Origin of the sequence: Chelativorans petroleitrophicus (assembly GCF_025398195.1) — a bacterium.
GTDB classification, from domain to species: domain Bacteria; phylum Pseudomonadota; class Alphaproteobacteria; order Rhizobiales; family Rhizobiaceae; genus Chelativorans; species Chelativorans petroleitrophicus.
Map to the genome: position 1 here is coordinate 71,731 of NZ_JAODNV010000017.1, position 14,255 is coordinate 85,985.

The 14,255-nt window shown below is 64.8% G+C and carries 18 protein-coding genes and 1 pseudogene; 3 read left to right on the plus strand and 16 right to left on the minus strand.

Annotation, left to right across the window (positions count from 1 at the left end; all coding sequences use genetic code 11):
* Position 1 precedes the first annotated feature (1 nt).
* The 16 genes and pseudogenes from NYR54_RS15230 to NYR54_RS15305 form a co-directional block, all read right to left on the minus strand.
* Positions 2–889 carry a DUF2163 domain-containing protein gene (locus tag NYR54_RS15230; RefSeq protein WP_261516555.1) on the minus strand — a complete coding sequence of 296 codons (888 nt, stop codon included), beginning with the start codon at positions 887–889 and terminating at the stop codon, positions 2–4.
* Entirely contained in the window at positions 889–1,527 is a 639-nt protein-coding gene (locus tag NYR54_RS15235; RefSeq protein WP_261516556.1) for a DUF2460 domain-containing protein, read from the minus strand. The genes NYR54_RS15230 and NYR54_RS15235 overlap by 1 nt, the downstream gene beginning before the upstream one ends.
* A gap of 102 nt (positions 1,528–1,629) precedes the next feature.
* Positions 1,630–2,187: a phage tail tape measure protein gene (locus NYR54_RS15240; RefSeq protein WP_261516557.1), complete on the minus strand. Its 558-nt coding sequence runs from the start codon at positions 2,185–2,187 to the stop codon at positions 1,630–1,632.
* Complete coding sequence (locus NYR54_RS15245; protein WP_261516558.1) at positions 2,177–2,362, minus strand: phage tail assembly chaperone; 186 nt, start codon at positions 2,360–2,362, stop codon at positions 2,177–2,179. Before NYR54_RS15245 ends, NYR54_RS15240 begins: the two co-directional genes overlap by 11 nt.
* Positions 2,362–2,742 (minus strand): gene transfer agent family protein, encoded by a 381-nt coding sequence (locus NYR54_RS15250; protein WP_261516559.1) that lies wholly within the window; start codon positions 2,740–2,742, stop codon positions 2,362–2,364. Before NYR54_RS15250 ends, NYR54_RS15245 begins: the two co-directional genes overlap by 1 nt.
* Positions 2,743–2,744: 2 nt before the next feature.
* Positions 2,745–3,158 carry a phage major tail protein, TP901-1 family gene (locus tag NYR54_RS15255; RefSeq protein ID WP_261516560.1) on the minus strand — a complete coding sequence of 138 codons (414 nt, stop codon included), beginning with the start codon at positions 3,156–3,158 and terminating at the stop codon, positions 2,745–2,747.
* Between the two features lie 66 nt (positions 3,159–3,224).
* Positions 3,225–3,632, minus strand: coding sequence for a DUF3168 domain-containing protein (locus NYR54_RS15260; protein ID WP_261516561.1), 408 nt, complete (start codon positions 3,630–3,632; stop codon positions 3,225–3,227).
* Positions 3,613–3,798 carry a hypothetical protein gene (locus NYR54_RS15265; RefSeq protein WP_261516562.1) on the minus strand — a complete coding sequence of 62 codons (186 nt, stop codon included), beginning with the start codon at positions 3,796–3,798 and terminating at the stop codon, positions 3,613–3,615. The genes NYR54_RS15260 and NYR54_RS15265 overlap by 20 nt, the downstream gene beginning before the upstream one ends.
* Positions 3,795–4,130, minus strand: coding sequence for a phage head closure protein (locus tag NYR54_RS15270; protein WP_261516563.1), 336 nt, complete (start codon positions 4,128–4,130; stop codon positions 3,795–3,797). The genes NYR54_RS15265 and NYR54_RS15270 overlap by 4 nt, the downstream gene beginning before the upstream one ends.
* The gene (locus NYR54_RS15275; RefSeq protein WP_261516564.1) at positions 4,127–4,699 is read right to left on the minus strand and encodes a head-tail connector protein; all 573 of its coding nucleotides are present in this window, start codon (positions 4,697–4,699) and stop codon (positions 4,127–4,129) included. Before NYR54_RS15275 ends, NYR54_RS15270 begins: the two co-directional genes overlap by 4 nt.
* A 129-nt stretch (positions 4,700–4,828) precedes the next feature.
* On the minus strand, positions 4,829–6,085 hold the full coding sequence (locus NYR54_RS15280) for a phage major capsid protein (protein WP_261516565.1): 1,257 nt from the start codon (positions 6,083–6,085) through the stop codon (positions 4,829–4,831).
* A 22-nt stretch (positions 6,086–6,107) separates the two neighbouring features.
* Positions 6,108–6,849, minus strand: a pseudogene (locus NYR54_RS15285) (HK97 family phage prohead protease).
* Positions 6,849–7,184, minus strand: coding sequence for a DUF6107 family protein (locus NYR54_RS15290; protein WP_261516566.1), 336 nt, complete (start codon positions 7,182–7,184; stop codon positions 6,849–6,851). Before NYR54_RS15290 ends, NYR54_RS15285 begins: the two are co-directional and overlap by 1 nt.
* Positions 7,185–7,207: 23 nt before the next feature.
* On the minus strand, positions 7,208–8,383 hold the full coding sequence (locus tag NYR54_RS15295) for a phage portal protein (RefSeq protein WP_261516567.1): 1,176 nt from the start codon (positions 8,381–8,383) through the stop codon (positions 7,208–7,210).
* A gap of 20 nt (positions 8,384–8,403) precedes the next feature.
* On the minus strand, positions 8,404–9,621 hold the full coding sequence (locus NYR54_RS15300) for a DNA-packaging protein (protein WP_261516598.1): 1,218 nt from the start codon (positions 9,619–9,621) through the stop codon (positions 8,404–8,406).
* Between the two features lie 7 nt (positions 9,622–9,628).
* Entirely contained in the window at positions 9,629–10,123 is a 495-nt protein-coding gene (locus tag NYR54_RS15305) for a hypothetical protein (protein ID WP_261516568.1), read from the minus strand.
* A gap of 390 nt (positions 10,124–10,513) precedes the next feature.
* On the opposite strand from NYR54_RS15305, the gene NYR54_RS15310 reads away from it, so the two are divergent.
* From NYR54_RS15310 to NYR54_RS15320, 3 genes are all read left to right on the plus strand, one after another.
* On the plus strand, positions 10,514–12,655 hold the full coding sequence (locus NYR54_RS15310) for a transglycosylase domain-containing protein (RefSeq protein WP_261516569.1): 2,142 nt from the start codon (positions 10,514–10,516) through the stop codon (positions 12,653–12,655).
* A 289-nt stretch (positions 12,656–12,944) separates the two neighbouring features.
* Entirely contained in the window at positions 12,945–13,526 is a 582-nt protein-coding gene (locus tag NYR54_RS15315) for a DUF1214 domain-containing protein (RefSeq protein WP_261516570.1), read from the plus strand.
* A gap of 59 nt (positions 13,527–13,585) precedes the next feature.
* Positions 13,586–14,152, plus strand: a complete 567-nt coding sequence (locus NYR54_RS15320; protein WP_261516571.1) for a DUF1254 domain-containing protein — start codon at positions 13,586–13,588, stop codon at positions 14,150–14,152.
* Positions 14,153–14,255 lie beyond the last annotated feature (103 nt).

Consider the following 14,255-nt stretch of genomic DNA (forward strand, 5'->3'; position numbering starts at 1 on the left):
CTCATTCCACCAGCGGCCCGCCGTCGAAGCGCTGCCCCTCCGTCACGTAGTTGTATGCCGCGTCATTGCCCGGCAGATGCGGAAAGCCGCGGAAGTTCAAGCCGTTCGAGAATTTCGCTTTGCAGGTGGAAAACTGCTTATCGCACCCGGCCACGATGGTGAACTCATCGCCTTCGGCCACTTCCCAAGCTCCGTCGCGCCACAGATTGAGGATCGTGCCGCCCAGCCCCTTGTGGTGCGCCAGCACGCGCTCGCTGCGCCCCTTGCTCGCGCCGGATGTCCAGGTGAGCACCCCATGTGCGAACCAGCCATTGTCATGGTTCTCGAGACCCGCAACGCGCGCGCACCCGCCATCCATCCGGATGAGCACGCCACTCGCCTTGTAGGCAGGCACATCCAGCGAAACGCGGCACCGCGCATCCCCCAGCTCCGCATCACAACTTCTCCGCACCGTGCGGCCATTGGGCTGGTCAAGTGCCGCCTCTGGACTTTCCAGTTCCGCAACGAACCGGCCGTCACGCCGGCTCACCTGGCCGATCACCGCGCGCCGCAACCGCGCGAACTGCCCCGGCTCCTTCCAGTTGACGAGCAGGGTTTCCACAGTCGCGCCATCATAAAGGCCTGCAGCAATGTCCTCTTCCCGGATGTCCTCCGCCGAGAGCGCGCCCTCCACATCCGCCGCATCGACGGCAAGGCCGAGGGAGCGCCGCGCCTCGCTGGCCGAAAAGCCGCTTTCCGGCCTGAAAAGGGTCCCGTCCACCGTGAGCGGACGGTCATGGTCGGTGAAGCCTCTCACCGCCCCGTCGCGCAGGGTCAATCGCCAGCAATGGCAGAGCGTGGTGACATCCTGCTTCAGGTGCTCTGCAAGCGCAGGTGGCAGCTCCGGCATCACAGCACCTCCACCAGGGGAATCGAGGGAATCTGGCCCGCCTTGAAGGCCGTGATGCTCGCCGAGAGCTGATCCGTGTCGAAACGCACCGGCACGTCGAACTCGAACCCGGTGGTCACGGCTTCGTCAATGGCAGGCGTTGCATGTGGTTCGAACACCACCTCTCCAGTGTCGGGGTCAATCGAATAATCCGTCCCGAATGTCTTCTGAACGCCGGCCACGGCCACGAACACGCTTCCTGCTACGGGCCGGGTGATTGGGCGCTGATAGGCATCCGGACCTTCGCCATAGGTTTTCACCAAGGCAAAGCGCCGCCGCTGCCCGTCGCCTACTCCGATCTGCTGGTCGAACAGGCCCGGCGTCTCATGCGGCGCGCAGGACTTCATGTCGAACGGGTCGCGAAAGCGGAAGGCGTGCAGCGAGCCGCGTCGGGCCTCGAAAAAGGCCAGCACCTCATAGAGATCCTCAAGCGAGCGCACGCCCGTGCCCGCGTCATACCGCCTGCGCGAACGCGCCGTGCGCGCGTTGCGCTTTTCCCGTCCCGAGGTCAGCAGCACGATTTCGTTGCGCCTCTCGGGCCCACCCGTCGCGCCGAACGAAATGCTCAAGGGAAAACGCACGTCGTGAAAGCTGTTCATGGCAGCAGCTCCCCGGCGCAATTCTGAGGACGAGCGGATACGCCCCTCACTCAGAACTCACGCCAAAACAGCAACTTGGATCCGTGTGTGCATGTGGAGAATCTAGAGCGTCCGCGTTCCGCGCGAGACGGCACGGGCCAGCATCCCCGCAATCTGCGCCTCGGACTTGCGGAAGGATGCCGCATCCGGCGTGGAAACGTTGAAGACGATCTGCATGCTACCCCTCCCGCCATCGGCAAGCGCCACGCCGAGACGTCCATCGGCCGTGCGCTGCAGGGGCAGCACGGCTTCCGCGCCCGCCTCGCCCATCAGTCCAATATTGCCGCCAGCCGGGAAATAGGTGGGGGTCGAGACCACCCCGCCCCTGGCGAAGGGGATCACGCCTCCCCTTGCAAAGGGCAAGATGCCCCCCACGAGGCTGGAAAGGAGCCCGCTCGCAAGATTTTGTAGAGGCTGCAGTCCCTGCTGCAAAGCCATGCCAGCCAGATTGAGGCCGATCCTGCGGAGGATGTCCTCCAGCGATTTGCCGCTGACGGCCGCGCTCTTGAGCGCCCCAGTCAGCTGCGAACCGAATTCGGAGGAAAGTGGAGTCAAATTCTTCAGCGCCGTCTCGAACGGCGCGGTATCAGCAACGATCGGAACCCTCACCTCATCTGCCATGCGTCGTCTCCATATGTCCGTCGGGGAAAAGCCGCATCAGGCGCTCGAGATCGCCGCGCCGCGGTGCACCGCTGCGGGCCACCCCCAGCACCTCCAGCGCGGCACAGAGTTCGATGAGCGTCATCTTCCAGAAGGCATCCGGGCTCAGCCGCAGCAGGCCAAAAGCCGTCCCCATCACCTCTTTCCAGGGAAAGGCTGCCCGGCCCGCTGCGGCGCCGGAGGGTTTTCCTCCGCTGCTTCCCCTGCCTCGCCGAAGGTCACCGTCAGCAACTCCGCGACGAGACGGGCAAAGCCAGCCGCCCCACCTTCGCATTGCATGACCCGTACCTCGTCTTCGCTCACATCGTGACCGGCGCCGCGCAGACCGGCAGTGATGATCGTGACGAGATCGCGCGCCGACAGCCGGCCGCTGCCGAAGCGGCGCGCAAGCTCCGACAGGTCCTGCGCGGCAAATGCGCTTTCGAGTTCTGCCAGCGCTCCCAGCGTCAGGCAGAGCCTGTATTCACGTCCATTCAGAATTGCGGCCACCTCGCCGCGCCGCCGGTTCGCGCCCATGTCTACACCGCCGTGAAGGTGACGGGGCCTGCCGATTCCAGCGCGATCTCGAAGGTCACCTCTCCGTCGTGATTGCCGGAATATTCCAGCGCCGTAATCTGGAATGGTCCCGTGACGACACCGAAATCCGGCACGGCGAGCTGCCAGTCTGCGATCTCTCCCGCGAAGAAGCGCGCCCTTATCGCCGCGTCGGAGGTAGCATCCTTGAATATCCCCGACGCGCTCACTGCCGCCCGCTGCACGCCGCTGCCCGCCAGTAGTTCCCTCCAGCGCCCGGCCGAGTCGGCATCGGTGACGTCCACCGTCTCGCTGTTGAAGGCCAGCCTCTTGGTCCGCAGCCCCGCCACGGTAATGAAATTCCCGGACCCGCTTTCATCGAGCTTCAGGAGCAGGTCCTTGCCCTTCTGTGCGCCCATTCAAGGTCTCCCTGGTGAACTGGAATCCGCAATTAGCCTCCACGAAGGTGGAAGGCGGCGGTGCTGCTAGAGGGCTTCCACAGCCGCACGAAAACGCATCATGCCGTCATAGACGGCGAGGTTCTCGTCAAAGCGTATCTCTGCGGACTGAAGCCGCAGGTTGACAAGCCGGCAGCCCTCAAGCGGCAGGTCGCTGTCGTGGAGCGCCGCGTGCACGCGCTCCATCAGCTCGAGCGCTTCCTTCCGGCTCTTCTGCTTCGACCAAACGTGCAGCGTGAAGAAATGCTCACTCCCCTCTTCCGTGCCCGATCCCCAGTCGTAGGTGCTGGTACGCCCGAAGGTGATGTAGGGAAACGGCAGGTGCGCCGGGGTCACGTCGTGAATCTTCTCGCCGCCCAGCGCAGCAACGAGCGCGCTATCCGCCGCCAACGCCGCATGGACGGCGCGTTGCAGCTCAAGCGCCTCTGCGGCCATTACGCCCTCCTGCCCCGTCCGGAGCTTTCAGAGCCGGAAGGCGCGCGTCCCGGCTACCCTCCGCCCCGCCATGCTCCCCGGCTTCCACCAGCTCGGCCACCTCATGAGCCTTTGCCCGCATTGCGCGCAGAAGGCCCTCCAGCGTCAGTTGCAGCGTCACCTTCACCGGCCTTCCTCCCGCACGTAGCAGATCAGGTAGCGGCCGCTCTCGTCCGCGTCCTGCACGTTGATGATCTCAAGCGCCCGCCCGTGCTTCAGGAAGCGCATGCCACTTCGCACATCCTCCCTGAACCGCAGGGTGACGCGGTGGGTGACGCTTTCCAGATACTGCCCGGCCCCGAACCGGCTCTGCGCCCGCAGAGGCTCGACCCGGGCGAACACCGTCGCCACCTCGACCCAGTTTTCCGTGTGGCCGCCCGTGCCGTCGGAGCTCGTCTCTGCCTTCTGCAGGATCATCTCCGTGCGCAGCTCCCCGGGATCCAGATGCATCCTGCTCATGACAGTCTCGGCCCCCGCCAGCCGGCGACCAGCCGCCGGTATTCCTCGGGAATGGCTACCGGCTGGCAGTCAGGCCCATAGGCGCCGCGGAATTCGTACCAGTACGCGATGAGGATAAGCATCGCGCGCTTGAGCAGATCGGGCACCTCCGTTCCCGCCTCGCCATATCCGGCCGAAAAATCGATCTCGATCCCGTTGATCGGCAGGCCGGGCCGGGGGCGTGAGCGCAGATAGAGCCGCGCCGGCGAGGACATGGCGTCGAGCTGATAGTCCCCGGGCGTTAGCACAAAGGCTGCGCCGCCGCCGTCAAAAACCGTGACGGAAAGGATTTGCTGCACGGGCTCGCGTCTCAACTCCACCACATTGCCTTCCGGCCAGTCATCGAGCGCCAGACGCCAGTTCTGCTCGATCAGCGCGCTTCCGGTAGTCCGTTCCACCTCCTGTCGCGCCGCCCTTATCAGGCCGGAAATCAGCTCGTCCTCGCTGTCATGCGTGATGCGCAGATGCGCCTTCGCCTCCGCGAGCGTTACGGGTTCGACGGCGGGTTCCACGGTTCGAAACAACGTCATAACCGCCTCTCTTCAAGTATTGAATCAGAACGCCGCAGCTTTCGCCGCGGCGTAGAAAAGGAGATGAGCCTGCCCAAGCGGTTGTCCGGCAGACCCGCGGTGCCTGAACCGGCAACCGAAACAGAAGCCTCACTCGGTGCCGAACTTTAAGAGCTTGATCGCCTCGAAGTTCTGGATGCCGCCGCCGACCCTCTTCGTGGTGTAGAAAAGCACATAGGGCTTGGACGAGTAGGGATCGCGCAGCACCCGCACGCCCGCGCGGTCCACCACCAGATAGCCTCGCTGGAAATCGCCGAAGGCGATCGGCGTGGCATCGGAGGCGATGTCGGGCATGTCTTCCGCCTCGACCACCGGGAAGCCCATCAGCATGGCCCGGGCGCCGGGCGTTGTCGGCGGCTGCCAGAGATAGTTGCCGTCCTTGTCCTTGATTTTGCGCAGCGCCGCCTGGGTCCTGCGGTTCATCACCCAGCTCGCGTTCTGCCGGTACCCCGCCTTCAGCGCATAGACGAGGTCGATCAGGATATCCGCCGGGTCGTTTTGCGGAAGCGCTCCGTCTCTCCCCGTTGCCCGGTAGCCAACCTTGCCCCAGCTCCAGCTCGTATCCTCCACCTGCTCGTAGCTGAGAAAACCGAGCGGCTTGTTATTGCCGTCGCCATCGACAAAGGCCGCCCCTTCCTGCTCCGCGAAAGCGGTCTCGATCTCGCCCGCTATCCAGGCATCGAGATCGACCACGCTGTCCTCAAGCAGCGTGGCGGTCGCGGCGGGCATCGCGTAGAGTTCCGCCGTGGGGAAGGATAGCTCGTCCAGCGTGGGTGTCGCCGTCTGCGACCTCTGCGCGGTCTCGCCCACCCATCCCGTGGCCGGCCCGCTGATCGCAAATGGCTTCTTCAGCACGGCCGAGGAAACCTGCCGCACAGAGGCAATTGACCGAATGGGCGAGATCGCGGCAAGACGCCTGCCGATTTCGGCCTCCAGCTCCTCTGGAACTAGATAACCGCCATCCTGCGGTGAGCCGTAGGACATGGCCTTGGCCTCGATCGCTCTTAGCTGCCGATCATCGCCGCTGCGAAGATAGGCGTGGAAGGCATCCTTGTGCTCCAGCGCGACGGGTGAGACCGTCATCTCACCGCCCAGCGCGGGCCTTGCCTTCTTCAGTCCAAGCCGGTCGATCAAGCGCTTCTGTTCATCGAGCGCGGCTGAGAGGCGCTCCACCTTCTCCTGCGTCAGCGGATCGGCCGAGCGGCGCTCGATCTCTCTGAGACGCTGATCGTTCTCGCGCTTGAAGGCTTCAAACGTCGTCATGAATTCTTCAAACGCGCCGGTAAGATCATCGCTGGCCGCAATGGACTTCACCTCCAGAACGCCAGTATTGGTCGCTCCACTCATTCTTCCATTCCTGATCTGCTGGTTATTGTTGAAGAAGTCTCGTCGCCTGGCGAATTGTCGCCACCAGGCGCTCCGGCGTTCCCGGCGCGGCATCCCGCCCGCGCAGGAGCTCAGCGAAGCCGCGTGAGATCACGGTTTTGGCCTCGCTGCGCGTCAGCCTTGCATCCCGCGTCAGCCAACGCTCGAATTCTCGTATGGTTGGCAGGCCGCCCGAAAAGCGCCCGCCCTTCACCTGTTCCACGCGCGCCTCGGGCAGCATGGGAAAGGTCACCACAGAAATTTCCCACAGATCGGCTTTCAGGATCCGGCGCACGCCCGTGCGCGGGTCCTTCCGAGCCTTCACCGTTCGGAAGCCTATGGACAGGCCATCGAGCGCACCGGCGCGCATCAGTTCCAGCACCTCGCGCGCCCTTGCCACACCCGTGGCGAGCCTACCGCGCACGAAGAGGCCCCGGGTACCTGATGAGGGGTAGTGCCAGCTCGGATGCGAGCCTACCGCGCACGAAGAGGCCCCGGTCGTCCTCGCGGATTGCCTGCCACGCGCCGATGGGCTGGTTCGGGTCGTGCTGGAACAGCATCCGGATCCCGCCCGCACCCCGCTGGGTGATCGACTCGGCGAAGGCGCCCCGCTCCACCACATCCTGCCCGAGATCGATGCGCCCAAACAGGCTGGCATAGCCGCAGAACGTCCCATCACCCTCCACCTGCTCAATGTCGAGCATGGAGAACTTGCGCTCGTCCGGCGCCGGAATGATCTTTCGCATCATTGCGTGCCCTTTCTCCCGCGCTGTATCCGTCCGCCATCGGCCAGCAGCCGCGTTACAAACCCGATCGCGCTCCACGCGCACAGGCTTGCCGCAGCGGAGCCCATGAGAACCATCTCGCCCGGCGCCAGATTTCCCGCGATGCCAAGTTCCTCGGCGATCTTCAGCCCCGCCGTTCCGCCGAAGACGAAGCCGCAGGCAACGCCCACGGCGAAGCGGACCGCCGCTTCCCGCCGCCCGGAGGGTAGGATGTAGGCGAGTGAGATTGCGGAGCCCGCAACCGCTCCTGCGGCCTTGGCCAGCCACAGCCAGGCCGCCTCTGAAAGTCCATTCACTGTCGGTCTCCCTGGCTATAGGGTTAGCCCCGCCCGTTAGGTCCGTATCCCACGGCCTCCCGCTTCTCGTCGTCGGAGAGGAAGGTCGCCTCGTTGACGCGCTTCCACAGCGCCTCGCGCTCCGCAGCGAGCCCCTCGACCTGATCGAGATCGAAGGAAAGCCGCACATCGCCGCCAAATATCGGGGCCAGAAACCGGCCAAGCTCCCGGGCGGTGCGCCCCACCAGCGGCAGCACGGTCAGCCGGTAGAAGGCACGGTTCGCCTCCTGATAGTTCGCATAGGTGTTGTCCCCGGGGATGCCGAGCAGCATCGGCGGCACGCCCAGCGCCAGCGCGATGTCGCGGGCAGCCCCGTTCTTTGCCTCCATGAAATCCATGTCGCGCGGGGTGAGACTCATCGCCTTCCAGTCGAGCCCGCCTTCAAGAAGCAGCGGCCGTCCGGCCCGCGCGGCACCCGAATAGCCGTCCTCCAGCTCCGCCTTCAGCCGCTCGAACTGCTCGTCCGTCAGGTTCCCGCCCTCCTTCGGCGCATAGACCAAGGCGCCGGAAGGCCGGGCGGAATTGTCGAGCAGCGCCTTGTTCCAGCGCGCCGCGGCATTGTGGATGTCGAGCGCCTGCAGCGCCGCCGAAAGCGGCGGAAAGCCATAGTGATCGTCGATCGGATGAAACAGCTTGAGGTGCAGGCCGTTGCCGCCTTCGTCCAGCGAAATCCTCCGCCTGGTCTCTGCGACCCTGTATTCCAGGGCCACAGGCCAGCCCTTGACGTCGGCCAGAACGGTCACGCGATCGGGTCGCAGAAGATGCAGCTCCCGCGCGCCGGTCTCCGTCTCCACCCGTTCGACAAAGGCATTGCCCGAAAGCAGCAGGTGCCCGTAAAGGGCCTCCATGAAGCTGGGCCCAGCCTGCGCGTGGTTCGGCCGCGCCAGCAGCTCGGTCAGCGGATGCTCGTCGAGCTCCATCTCGCCTTCGTAGACGACCCAAGGTATGGCCGCCGCCGCTTCGGCGATCAAGCGGATCGCCCGGTGCGCGACGGGATTGCGCATGTATCCCTCATGGGCCAGCGCGGCGTAGTCTCTCCGCGTCCAGCGGGCCTCGCCCTGGGCGTGCAGGGCGACGAAGCCATATCCGCCAGCCTGCTTGCGCTCGGCGGCAAAGATTTCCCGTCCCGGGCGCCTTGCCCAGGGCCACGTCCAAGCCATGTGTCCTTCCTGTCGTTGAACTAGGAGAAGTCGCGAATGCGCGGCGTTCCCTTGCGCCCGAGCAGAAGCTCCGTGATCGCCCACACCAGCGCGTCCACGCGGTCCGGTGAGCGCCCGCCCGACAGCCCGTCCGGGCCAAAGTCGCACATCTCGTCCTCGAGCTGCGGAAAGCGCCCGGCATGGCGCACGCGCCCCTGCGTATAGAGCGCTGCAACGGGCTCCGCGCGCACCCATTTGCCGCGGTTCGCCCTCACCGGTTTCACCGCGACCGCGGGGTCCACCGTCGCAATCACGCTTGCCACCATGTCGCCGCCCTGGTTCACCTCCGCCACGATCGCATCGGCCTCGAAACGGTGGTAGAGCGCCACGGCTTGTCGCGCCCACATCTCGGGCTTTGCCGCGCGCAGGGTCCCGTCATGGAGCACCCAGGCGGTGCCATCGCCCGCCATGCCCGCCACCACCATGCCGCAGGCATCCGAGGTGCGCCGGCCCGTTGCAGGCGGATCCACCGCCACCACGACGCGCATCAGCGCCTCCGCCGGCCCCTCGCGGGCCGCCACCTCGATCATTTCGCGGGTCCACAGAGCATCATCCCGATCCTCGATCAGCTCCCCGTCGAGTTCCTGCCTGCCAAGCCGGGTGCCGCCATAGTTCCGTTCCACCGCCTTCAGGAATCCCGCCGCCAGGTTGGCCGCGTTTTCTTCCGTTCGCATGCGCGTCAGCGTCACGTCGGGCCTCACCACCAGTTTACGGATCAGGGCCACCGGCTTCGGCGTCGTCGTCAGAAGCTGCATCGGACGTCGTCCCAGCCTCAGCCCGAACTGGAGCATGTCGAAGCATGCTTCCGCATCCTTCCACTTCGCCACCTCATCGCACCACGCGGCCTCGAATTGCGGCCCGCGCAAGCTTTCGGGATCCTCGGAGGAAAAGACCTGCGCCACCGCCCCGTTGTCCCACACGAGCCGCCTGCGGCTCGGCTCGAAGCGAGGGCGGTTGCCGCGCGAGACGGCCAGAATGCCTGAGGGCCCCTCGATCATCACTTCGCGCACATCGCCCAGGGTTTCGCCCACCAGCGCGATGCGCCCGTATCTGTGCGCGGCAAAGGGCGGGAAGCCCCGCACCAATGCGTTCACCCATTCCGCACCCAGCCGCGTCTTGCCCGAGCCGCGCCCGCCCATCACCAGCCAGATATCGCGCAGCCTCGCCGCCACCGGATATTGCGCCAGCCGCGCGTGCATCCACCATTCATCGAGCAGCCGCCACACCAGCTCCGTCCTCGTCAGCGCCCTCCCCGCCCATGGCGGCGGCGAGTTCGCAAGCGAGCTCCACGATACGGGCATCGATAAGGGCGAGCGCGGCGGCCAGTTCTGCATCGCTTTTGTTCTGTTCTTGTGCGGCGCGCCCGGGCACTGGGACCATCTCCCCGAGCTTCTCGATCATCCGGAGCATGGAGGACAGGGCATCAATCCGGTTCTTGTCATATTTGCCCGCGGCCCGGCCGTGCGCGAACTCCGCCTCCAGCTCCTCCATGAGGCAGTCGGACAGCGCCACGCGGCGTCTTTCCATCATCTCCGGGCTGGTCTCGGCATCCACCACGCGCCAGCCTTCCTTCTTCGCCAGACGCCTCAGATACTTCTCCGTTCGCCCCGCGGCTTCGGCCACCAGCGCGAAGCTTGCCGGCTCGCCTTCAAGCAGCGCGCGCATTGCCCTGGTGGCGGCCGCGGCCGACCGTCCCCGCATCTTGCCTCTCCCGGATTTCAGGCAACAAAAAAGCGCCGTCCCGAAGGCACAGCGCTTGCAAACTCACCTCGCCTGGACCGGCCTCCGGAGCTCATCCCCGGCTCCGGGCCCACTTTCCCGACGATGCCAGAACTTTACCAAACCACCGTAACGTGTCAAGGACTTTTTTCCTATATCCGCATACAACGGCAGCGCGAACGCTCCTCCCCCCAGTTGCCGAATCGCAACGTTCGCGCCCGCTCTTTCGCGCCGCCGATCTTTCCCTCCGCTTCGCCTGCCAGAATGTGTTAAGCCTTTTGCCGGGTAGGTTTGCTCTCCATCTTGTCTGGAGCGCCTTGCGAGCCAAATGAAAGATGTAGAGCGAAGCTGGGACGAGCGGGCAGCCGCGCAATGGATGAGAAGCGCAGGTCAGGCAAGGGCAAGGCGCCGAGGGCAACGGTATTCCTCGATATCGACGCCTGGCTTGATTCCACGCTCTATGACGCGGGCTTCAAACTCGCAGAATTCTGGGAAAACACCACCATTTTCTTCCGCCGCTTCCGCGTCTTCGGCCTGAAGCGGGCACTGGTGGAAGTCTTCAGCGAAGCTGTCACGCTGGCGGCCGCAGGCGCAGTCGTGATGCTGGCCCTCGCCATGCCGGCTTTCGAGGAAACCAAGGGCGACTGGCTCGCCCAGGACGATTACGCCGTCACCTTCCTGGACCGCTACGGCAACGAGATCGGTCAGCGCGGCATCCGCCAGCGCGATTCCGTGCCGATCGACGAACTACCCGACTATTTCATCAAGGCCGTCCTCGCCACGGAGGATCGCCGGTTCTTCGAGCACTTCGGCATCGATGTCGTCGGCCTCGTCCGCGCCCTGACGGTCAATCTGCGCGCCAACGAAATCGTCCAGGGTGGGTCCACCATCACCCAGCAGCTCGCCAAGAACCTGTTCCTCTCCAACGAGCGCACCTACGAGCGCAAGATCAAGGAAGCCTTCCTGGCCCTATGGCTCGAAGCGAACCTGACGAAGAAAGAGATCCTGCAGTTCTATCTCGACCGCGCCTATCTCGGCGGTGGCGCCTTCGGCATTTCGGCTGCAGCGGACTTCTACTTCGACAAGGACGTGAGGGATCTCACGCTCTCCGAAGCGGCGATGATCGCCGGCCTGTTCAAGGCGCCGGCGCGCTATGCACCACACATCAACCTTCCCGCTGCCCGCGCCCGCGCCAATGAGGTGCTTACCAATATGGTGCAGGCCGGTTTCATGACCGAGGGACAGGTGCTGTCCGCCCGCCTCAACCCGGCCGTTGCCGTTGACAGGGGCGAGCGCGACAGCCCCGACTATTTCCTCGACTGGGCTTTCGAGGAGGTGAAAAAGCTTGCACCGGAAGGGGTGAGCCATGCGCTGGTTGCCCGTACCACCATTGATCTCGATCTGCAGAAGGCCGCCGAGGAATCACTGGAGTTCCATCTTCGGCAATACGGCAAGGACTATGACGTAAGTCAGGGCGCGATTGTCCTTATGGACACCGATGGCGCCGTCCGCGCCATGGTCGGAGGGCGCGACTACGGGCAAAGCCAGTTCAACCGCGCCACGCGCGCGTTGCGCCAGCCCGGCTCGTCCTTCAAGCCCTATGTCTACGCAGCGGCCATGGAAGCGGGCTTCGAGCCCAACACCGTCATCTCCGATGCGCCGATCTCCTGGGGCGGCTGGGCGCCCCGCAACTATGGCCGCAGCTATGCCGGCCGCGTCAGCCTCGCCGATGCGCTTGCGAGGTCCTACAACACGGTGCCGGTGCGGCTGGCACGCGATCATCTGGGCCTCGAGCCCATCCAGAAGCTGGTCAAGGCCATGGGCGTGGAAACGGAGTTGAACGGCCACAAGACGATGGTGCTCGGCACCTCCGCCCTGACGGTGCTCGATCAGGCGACCGGCTACAGCGTCTTCGCCAATGGCGGCTATGCCGGCACGCGCCACGCCATTCTGGAGCTGCGGACCCATTCCGGTGAGATAATCTACCTCCACAGGGAAGACGCTCCCGCGCCGCAGCGCGTGCTTTCCGAAAAGGCCACCGCGGCCATGAACAGCATGCTCGTGCGCGTGCCCGAGGTCGGCACCGGCCGGCGCGCGGCACTTCCCGGCATCCGTTCCGCCGGAAAAACAGGCACCACCCAGGAATACCGGGACGCCTGGTATGTCGGCTACACCGGAAATTATGTCGCCGCCGTCTGGCTCGGAAATGACGACTACCACCCCACCCGGAACATGACGGGCGGCACCCTTCCCGCCATGGTCTGGCAGCGCCTCATGGCCTATGCGCATCAGAACATCGAGCTGAAACCCATTCCGGGGATCGAAAACCCGCTGCCGCAGGGCAGTCGGGCCGTTGCTGATGCAGCGGCGCCGGACGCGCAGAACGGCTCCAGCCAGCCCGCCCCCAACCTTTCCTTGGCGAGCCGCAGCGTGCTTGAAAAATTGTCCGAACTTTTCAACTCCGCCCCTGCGCTTGCGCTGCCTGACGGCCCCGAGACTCTTACCGCCCTGTGATCGCACTCAACTTTCAAGCCTTGAACGACGGTGCGAGGCTTGCAATCTTGCCACCCCTTCGATTACGCCCTCTGGAGCTGTCCGGTCAGGCAGAAAGGCACTTGGGGCGCGTGATCAACACCCGATACCCGGTTTGGCGCAATTCCAGGAAAAGTGGTTGTCGGTTTTCCGTCCGGAATTGCGCAAAAACAATAACTTGGATCCTTTCTGTGTTTCCCAGGAATACAGAAAGGATCCAAGGACGCGAAGCAGCCGATCCGGCGTGCCCCTTTTCCGATTGCGCTAAACCATGCTGAGGACTGTGCTGTTTGCCATTTTCGTCCTGGCCATCGCCATCGGCGGCGGTGCCGCCAGCGTTTGGGCTGTTCTGGAGAAAGCGCCCCTCGGCGGAACGCGCGTCAAAGCTCCCTGGATTGCCCTTCCCTCCGCCGGCTCGCCGGAGGCAAATCCCTATACGCGTGCCCGGCTCGCTCGCGAGGGCGGCGTGCCGCTCGGCAGCGCCGAGGGCATGGCCTTCCTTGCAGCCAGGGATTCGGGCGGCGCGCTGCTTGACCGCTCCTGCACCTATAGCATCGAGGGCATCATCCCGGTCGCCCGGCTGTGGACCCTCCATGCTATCGCCCCGTCCGGCGCGCTGCTTGCTTCTCTCGGCCGACGGAAACCGGCACTTCATTCGCGCATGGTGCTCTATCAGCCGGAGGGCAGCATAGCGATTACCGTCTCCACACATCCCTCCCCGGGCAACTGGCTTGCCCTCACCGGCAGCGGTCCGTTCGAACTGGTTCTGACGCTTCTTGATCCGTCCGTGACCACCCCGGGCGAGTCGGAAATGGTACTGCCGCAGATCGTTCAGGTGGGATGCGATGGCTGAACGGCATATCCCGTCCGTTGAGCTGCGTGCCGCCTCAATTGGCGCAAGGAGGGGCAAAGTTGGTCTCTAGGCTTCTCCACGCCATCGGCCTGGGCATCGTGGGAGCGGGCATCGTTCACATCGCCGTCCTGCTGCTCCTGCCCGCCTACTCGCAGAACGATGTGTGGTCCCATCTTTCGGCCAGCGCTCAGCCCTATACGCCCGTCCGCCTGGAAGCCAGTGCCTCCGGCCGCACGAGCACCTTGTCCAATCCCTTTCTGAAGGCCGCGGCCTGCCAATTCGATCTGGCGGACGGTGTCCTTCACCTCAGCGCCCAAAGCCGCCTACCGTTCTGGTCCGTCTCGATCTACGACCCAAGCGGCCTCAATATCGTCAGCTTGACCGATCGCGCCGCAAACAGCCCAGCGCTCGATCTGGTTGTCGCAAGCCCCGCCCAGATGGGCAGGCTGCGCATAGGGCCTCCGGAAGATCTGGAACGCTCCGCCTTCGTGGAAACGGCCGTCGAGCAGGGATTCGCAGTGGTGCGCATCTTCGTGCCGGACGAGACATGGGAAGGTCTGGCTGACGCCTTCCTCGGCGCTCTCACATGCACGCCCCGGCGCCTTGGTTCGGAAGGCGTAGGGTGACGCGGAGGCGCCTTCATCCTCCCGCTTTCGGCATAGTGGTGAACACGATCCTTAATTTCGCGGTTAATGGCTCGCTAACGCATTGGCGATAATTTTCACGAAG

Excerpts from the sequence above, each read along its gene's own strand:
- NYR54_RS15230 (WP_261516555.1), bottom strand. The coding sequence starts at position 889 with ATGCCGGAGCTGCCACCTGCGCTTGCAGAGCACCTGAAGCAGGATGTC.
- NYR54_RS15235 (WP_261516556.1), bottom strand. The coding sequence starts at position 1,527 with ATGAACAGCTTTCACGACGTGCGTTTTCCCTTGAGCATTTCGTTCGGC.
- NYR54_RS15240 (WP_261516557.1), bottom strand. The coding sequence starts at position 2,187 with ATGGCAGATGAGGTGAGGGTTCCGATCGTTGCTGATACCGCGCCGTTC.
- NYR54_RS15245 (WP_261516558.1), bottom strand. The coding sequence starts at position 2,362 with ATGGGGACGGCTTTTGGCCTGCTGCGGCTGAGCCCGGATGCCTTCTGG.
- NYR54_RS15250 (WP_261516559.1), bottom strand. The coding sequence starts at position 2,742 with ATGGGCGCGAACCGGCGGCGCGGCGAGGTGGCCGCAATTCTGAATGGA.
- NYR54_RS15255 (WP_261516560.1), bottom strand. The coding sequence starts at position 3,158 with ATGGGCGCACAGAAGGGCAAGGACCTGCTCCTGAAGCTCGATGAAAGC.
- NYR54_RS15260 (WP_261516561.1), bottom strand. The coding sequence starts at position 3,632 with ATGGCCGCAGAGGCGCTTGAGCTGCAACGCGCCGTCCATGCGGCGTTG.
- NYR54_RS15270 (WP_261516563.1), bottom strand. The coding sequence starts at position 4,130 with ATGAGCAGGATGCATCTGGATCCCGGGGAGCTGCGCACGGAGATGATC.
- NYR54_RS15275 (WP_261516564.1), bottom strand. The coding sequence starts at position 4,699 with ATGACGTTGTTTCGAACCGTGGAACCCGCCGTCGAACCCGTAACGCTC.
- NYR54_RS15280 (WP_261516565.1), bottom strand. The coding sequence starts at position 6,085 with ATGAGTGGAGCGACCAATACTGGCGTTCTGGAGGTGAAGTCCATTGCG.
- NYR54_RS15295 (WP_261516567.1), bottom strand. The coding sequence starts at position 8,383 with ATGGCTTGGACGTGGCCCTGGGCAAGGCGCCCGGGACGGGAAATCTTT.
- NYR54_RS15300 (WP_261516598.1), bottom strand. The coding sequence starts at position 9,621 with ATGCACGCGCGGCTGGCGCAATATCCGGTGGCGGCGAGGCTGCGCGAT.
- NYR54_RS15305 (WP_261516568.1), bottom strand. The coding sequence starts at position 10,123 with ATGCGGGGACGGTCGGCCGCGGCCGCCACCAGGGCAATGCGCGCGCTG.
- NYR54_RS15310 (WP_261516569.1), top strand. The coding sequence starts at position 10,514 with ATGGATGAGAAGCGCAGGTCAGGCAAGGGCAAGGCGCCGAGGGCAACG.
- NYR54_RS15315 (WP_261516570.1), top strand. The coding sequence starts at position 12,945 with ATGCTGAGGACTGTGCTGTTTGCCATTTTCGTCCTGGCCATCGCCATC.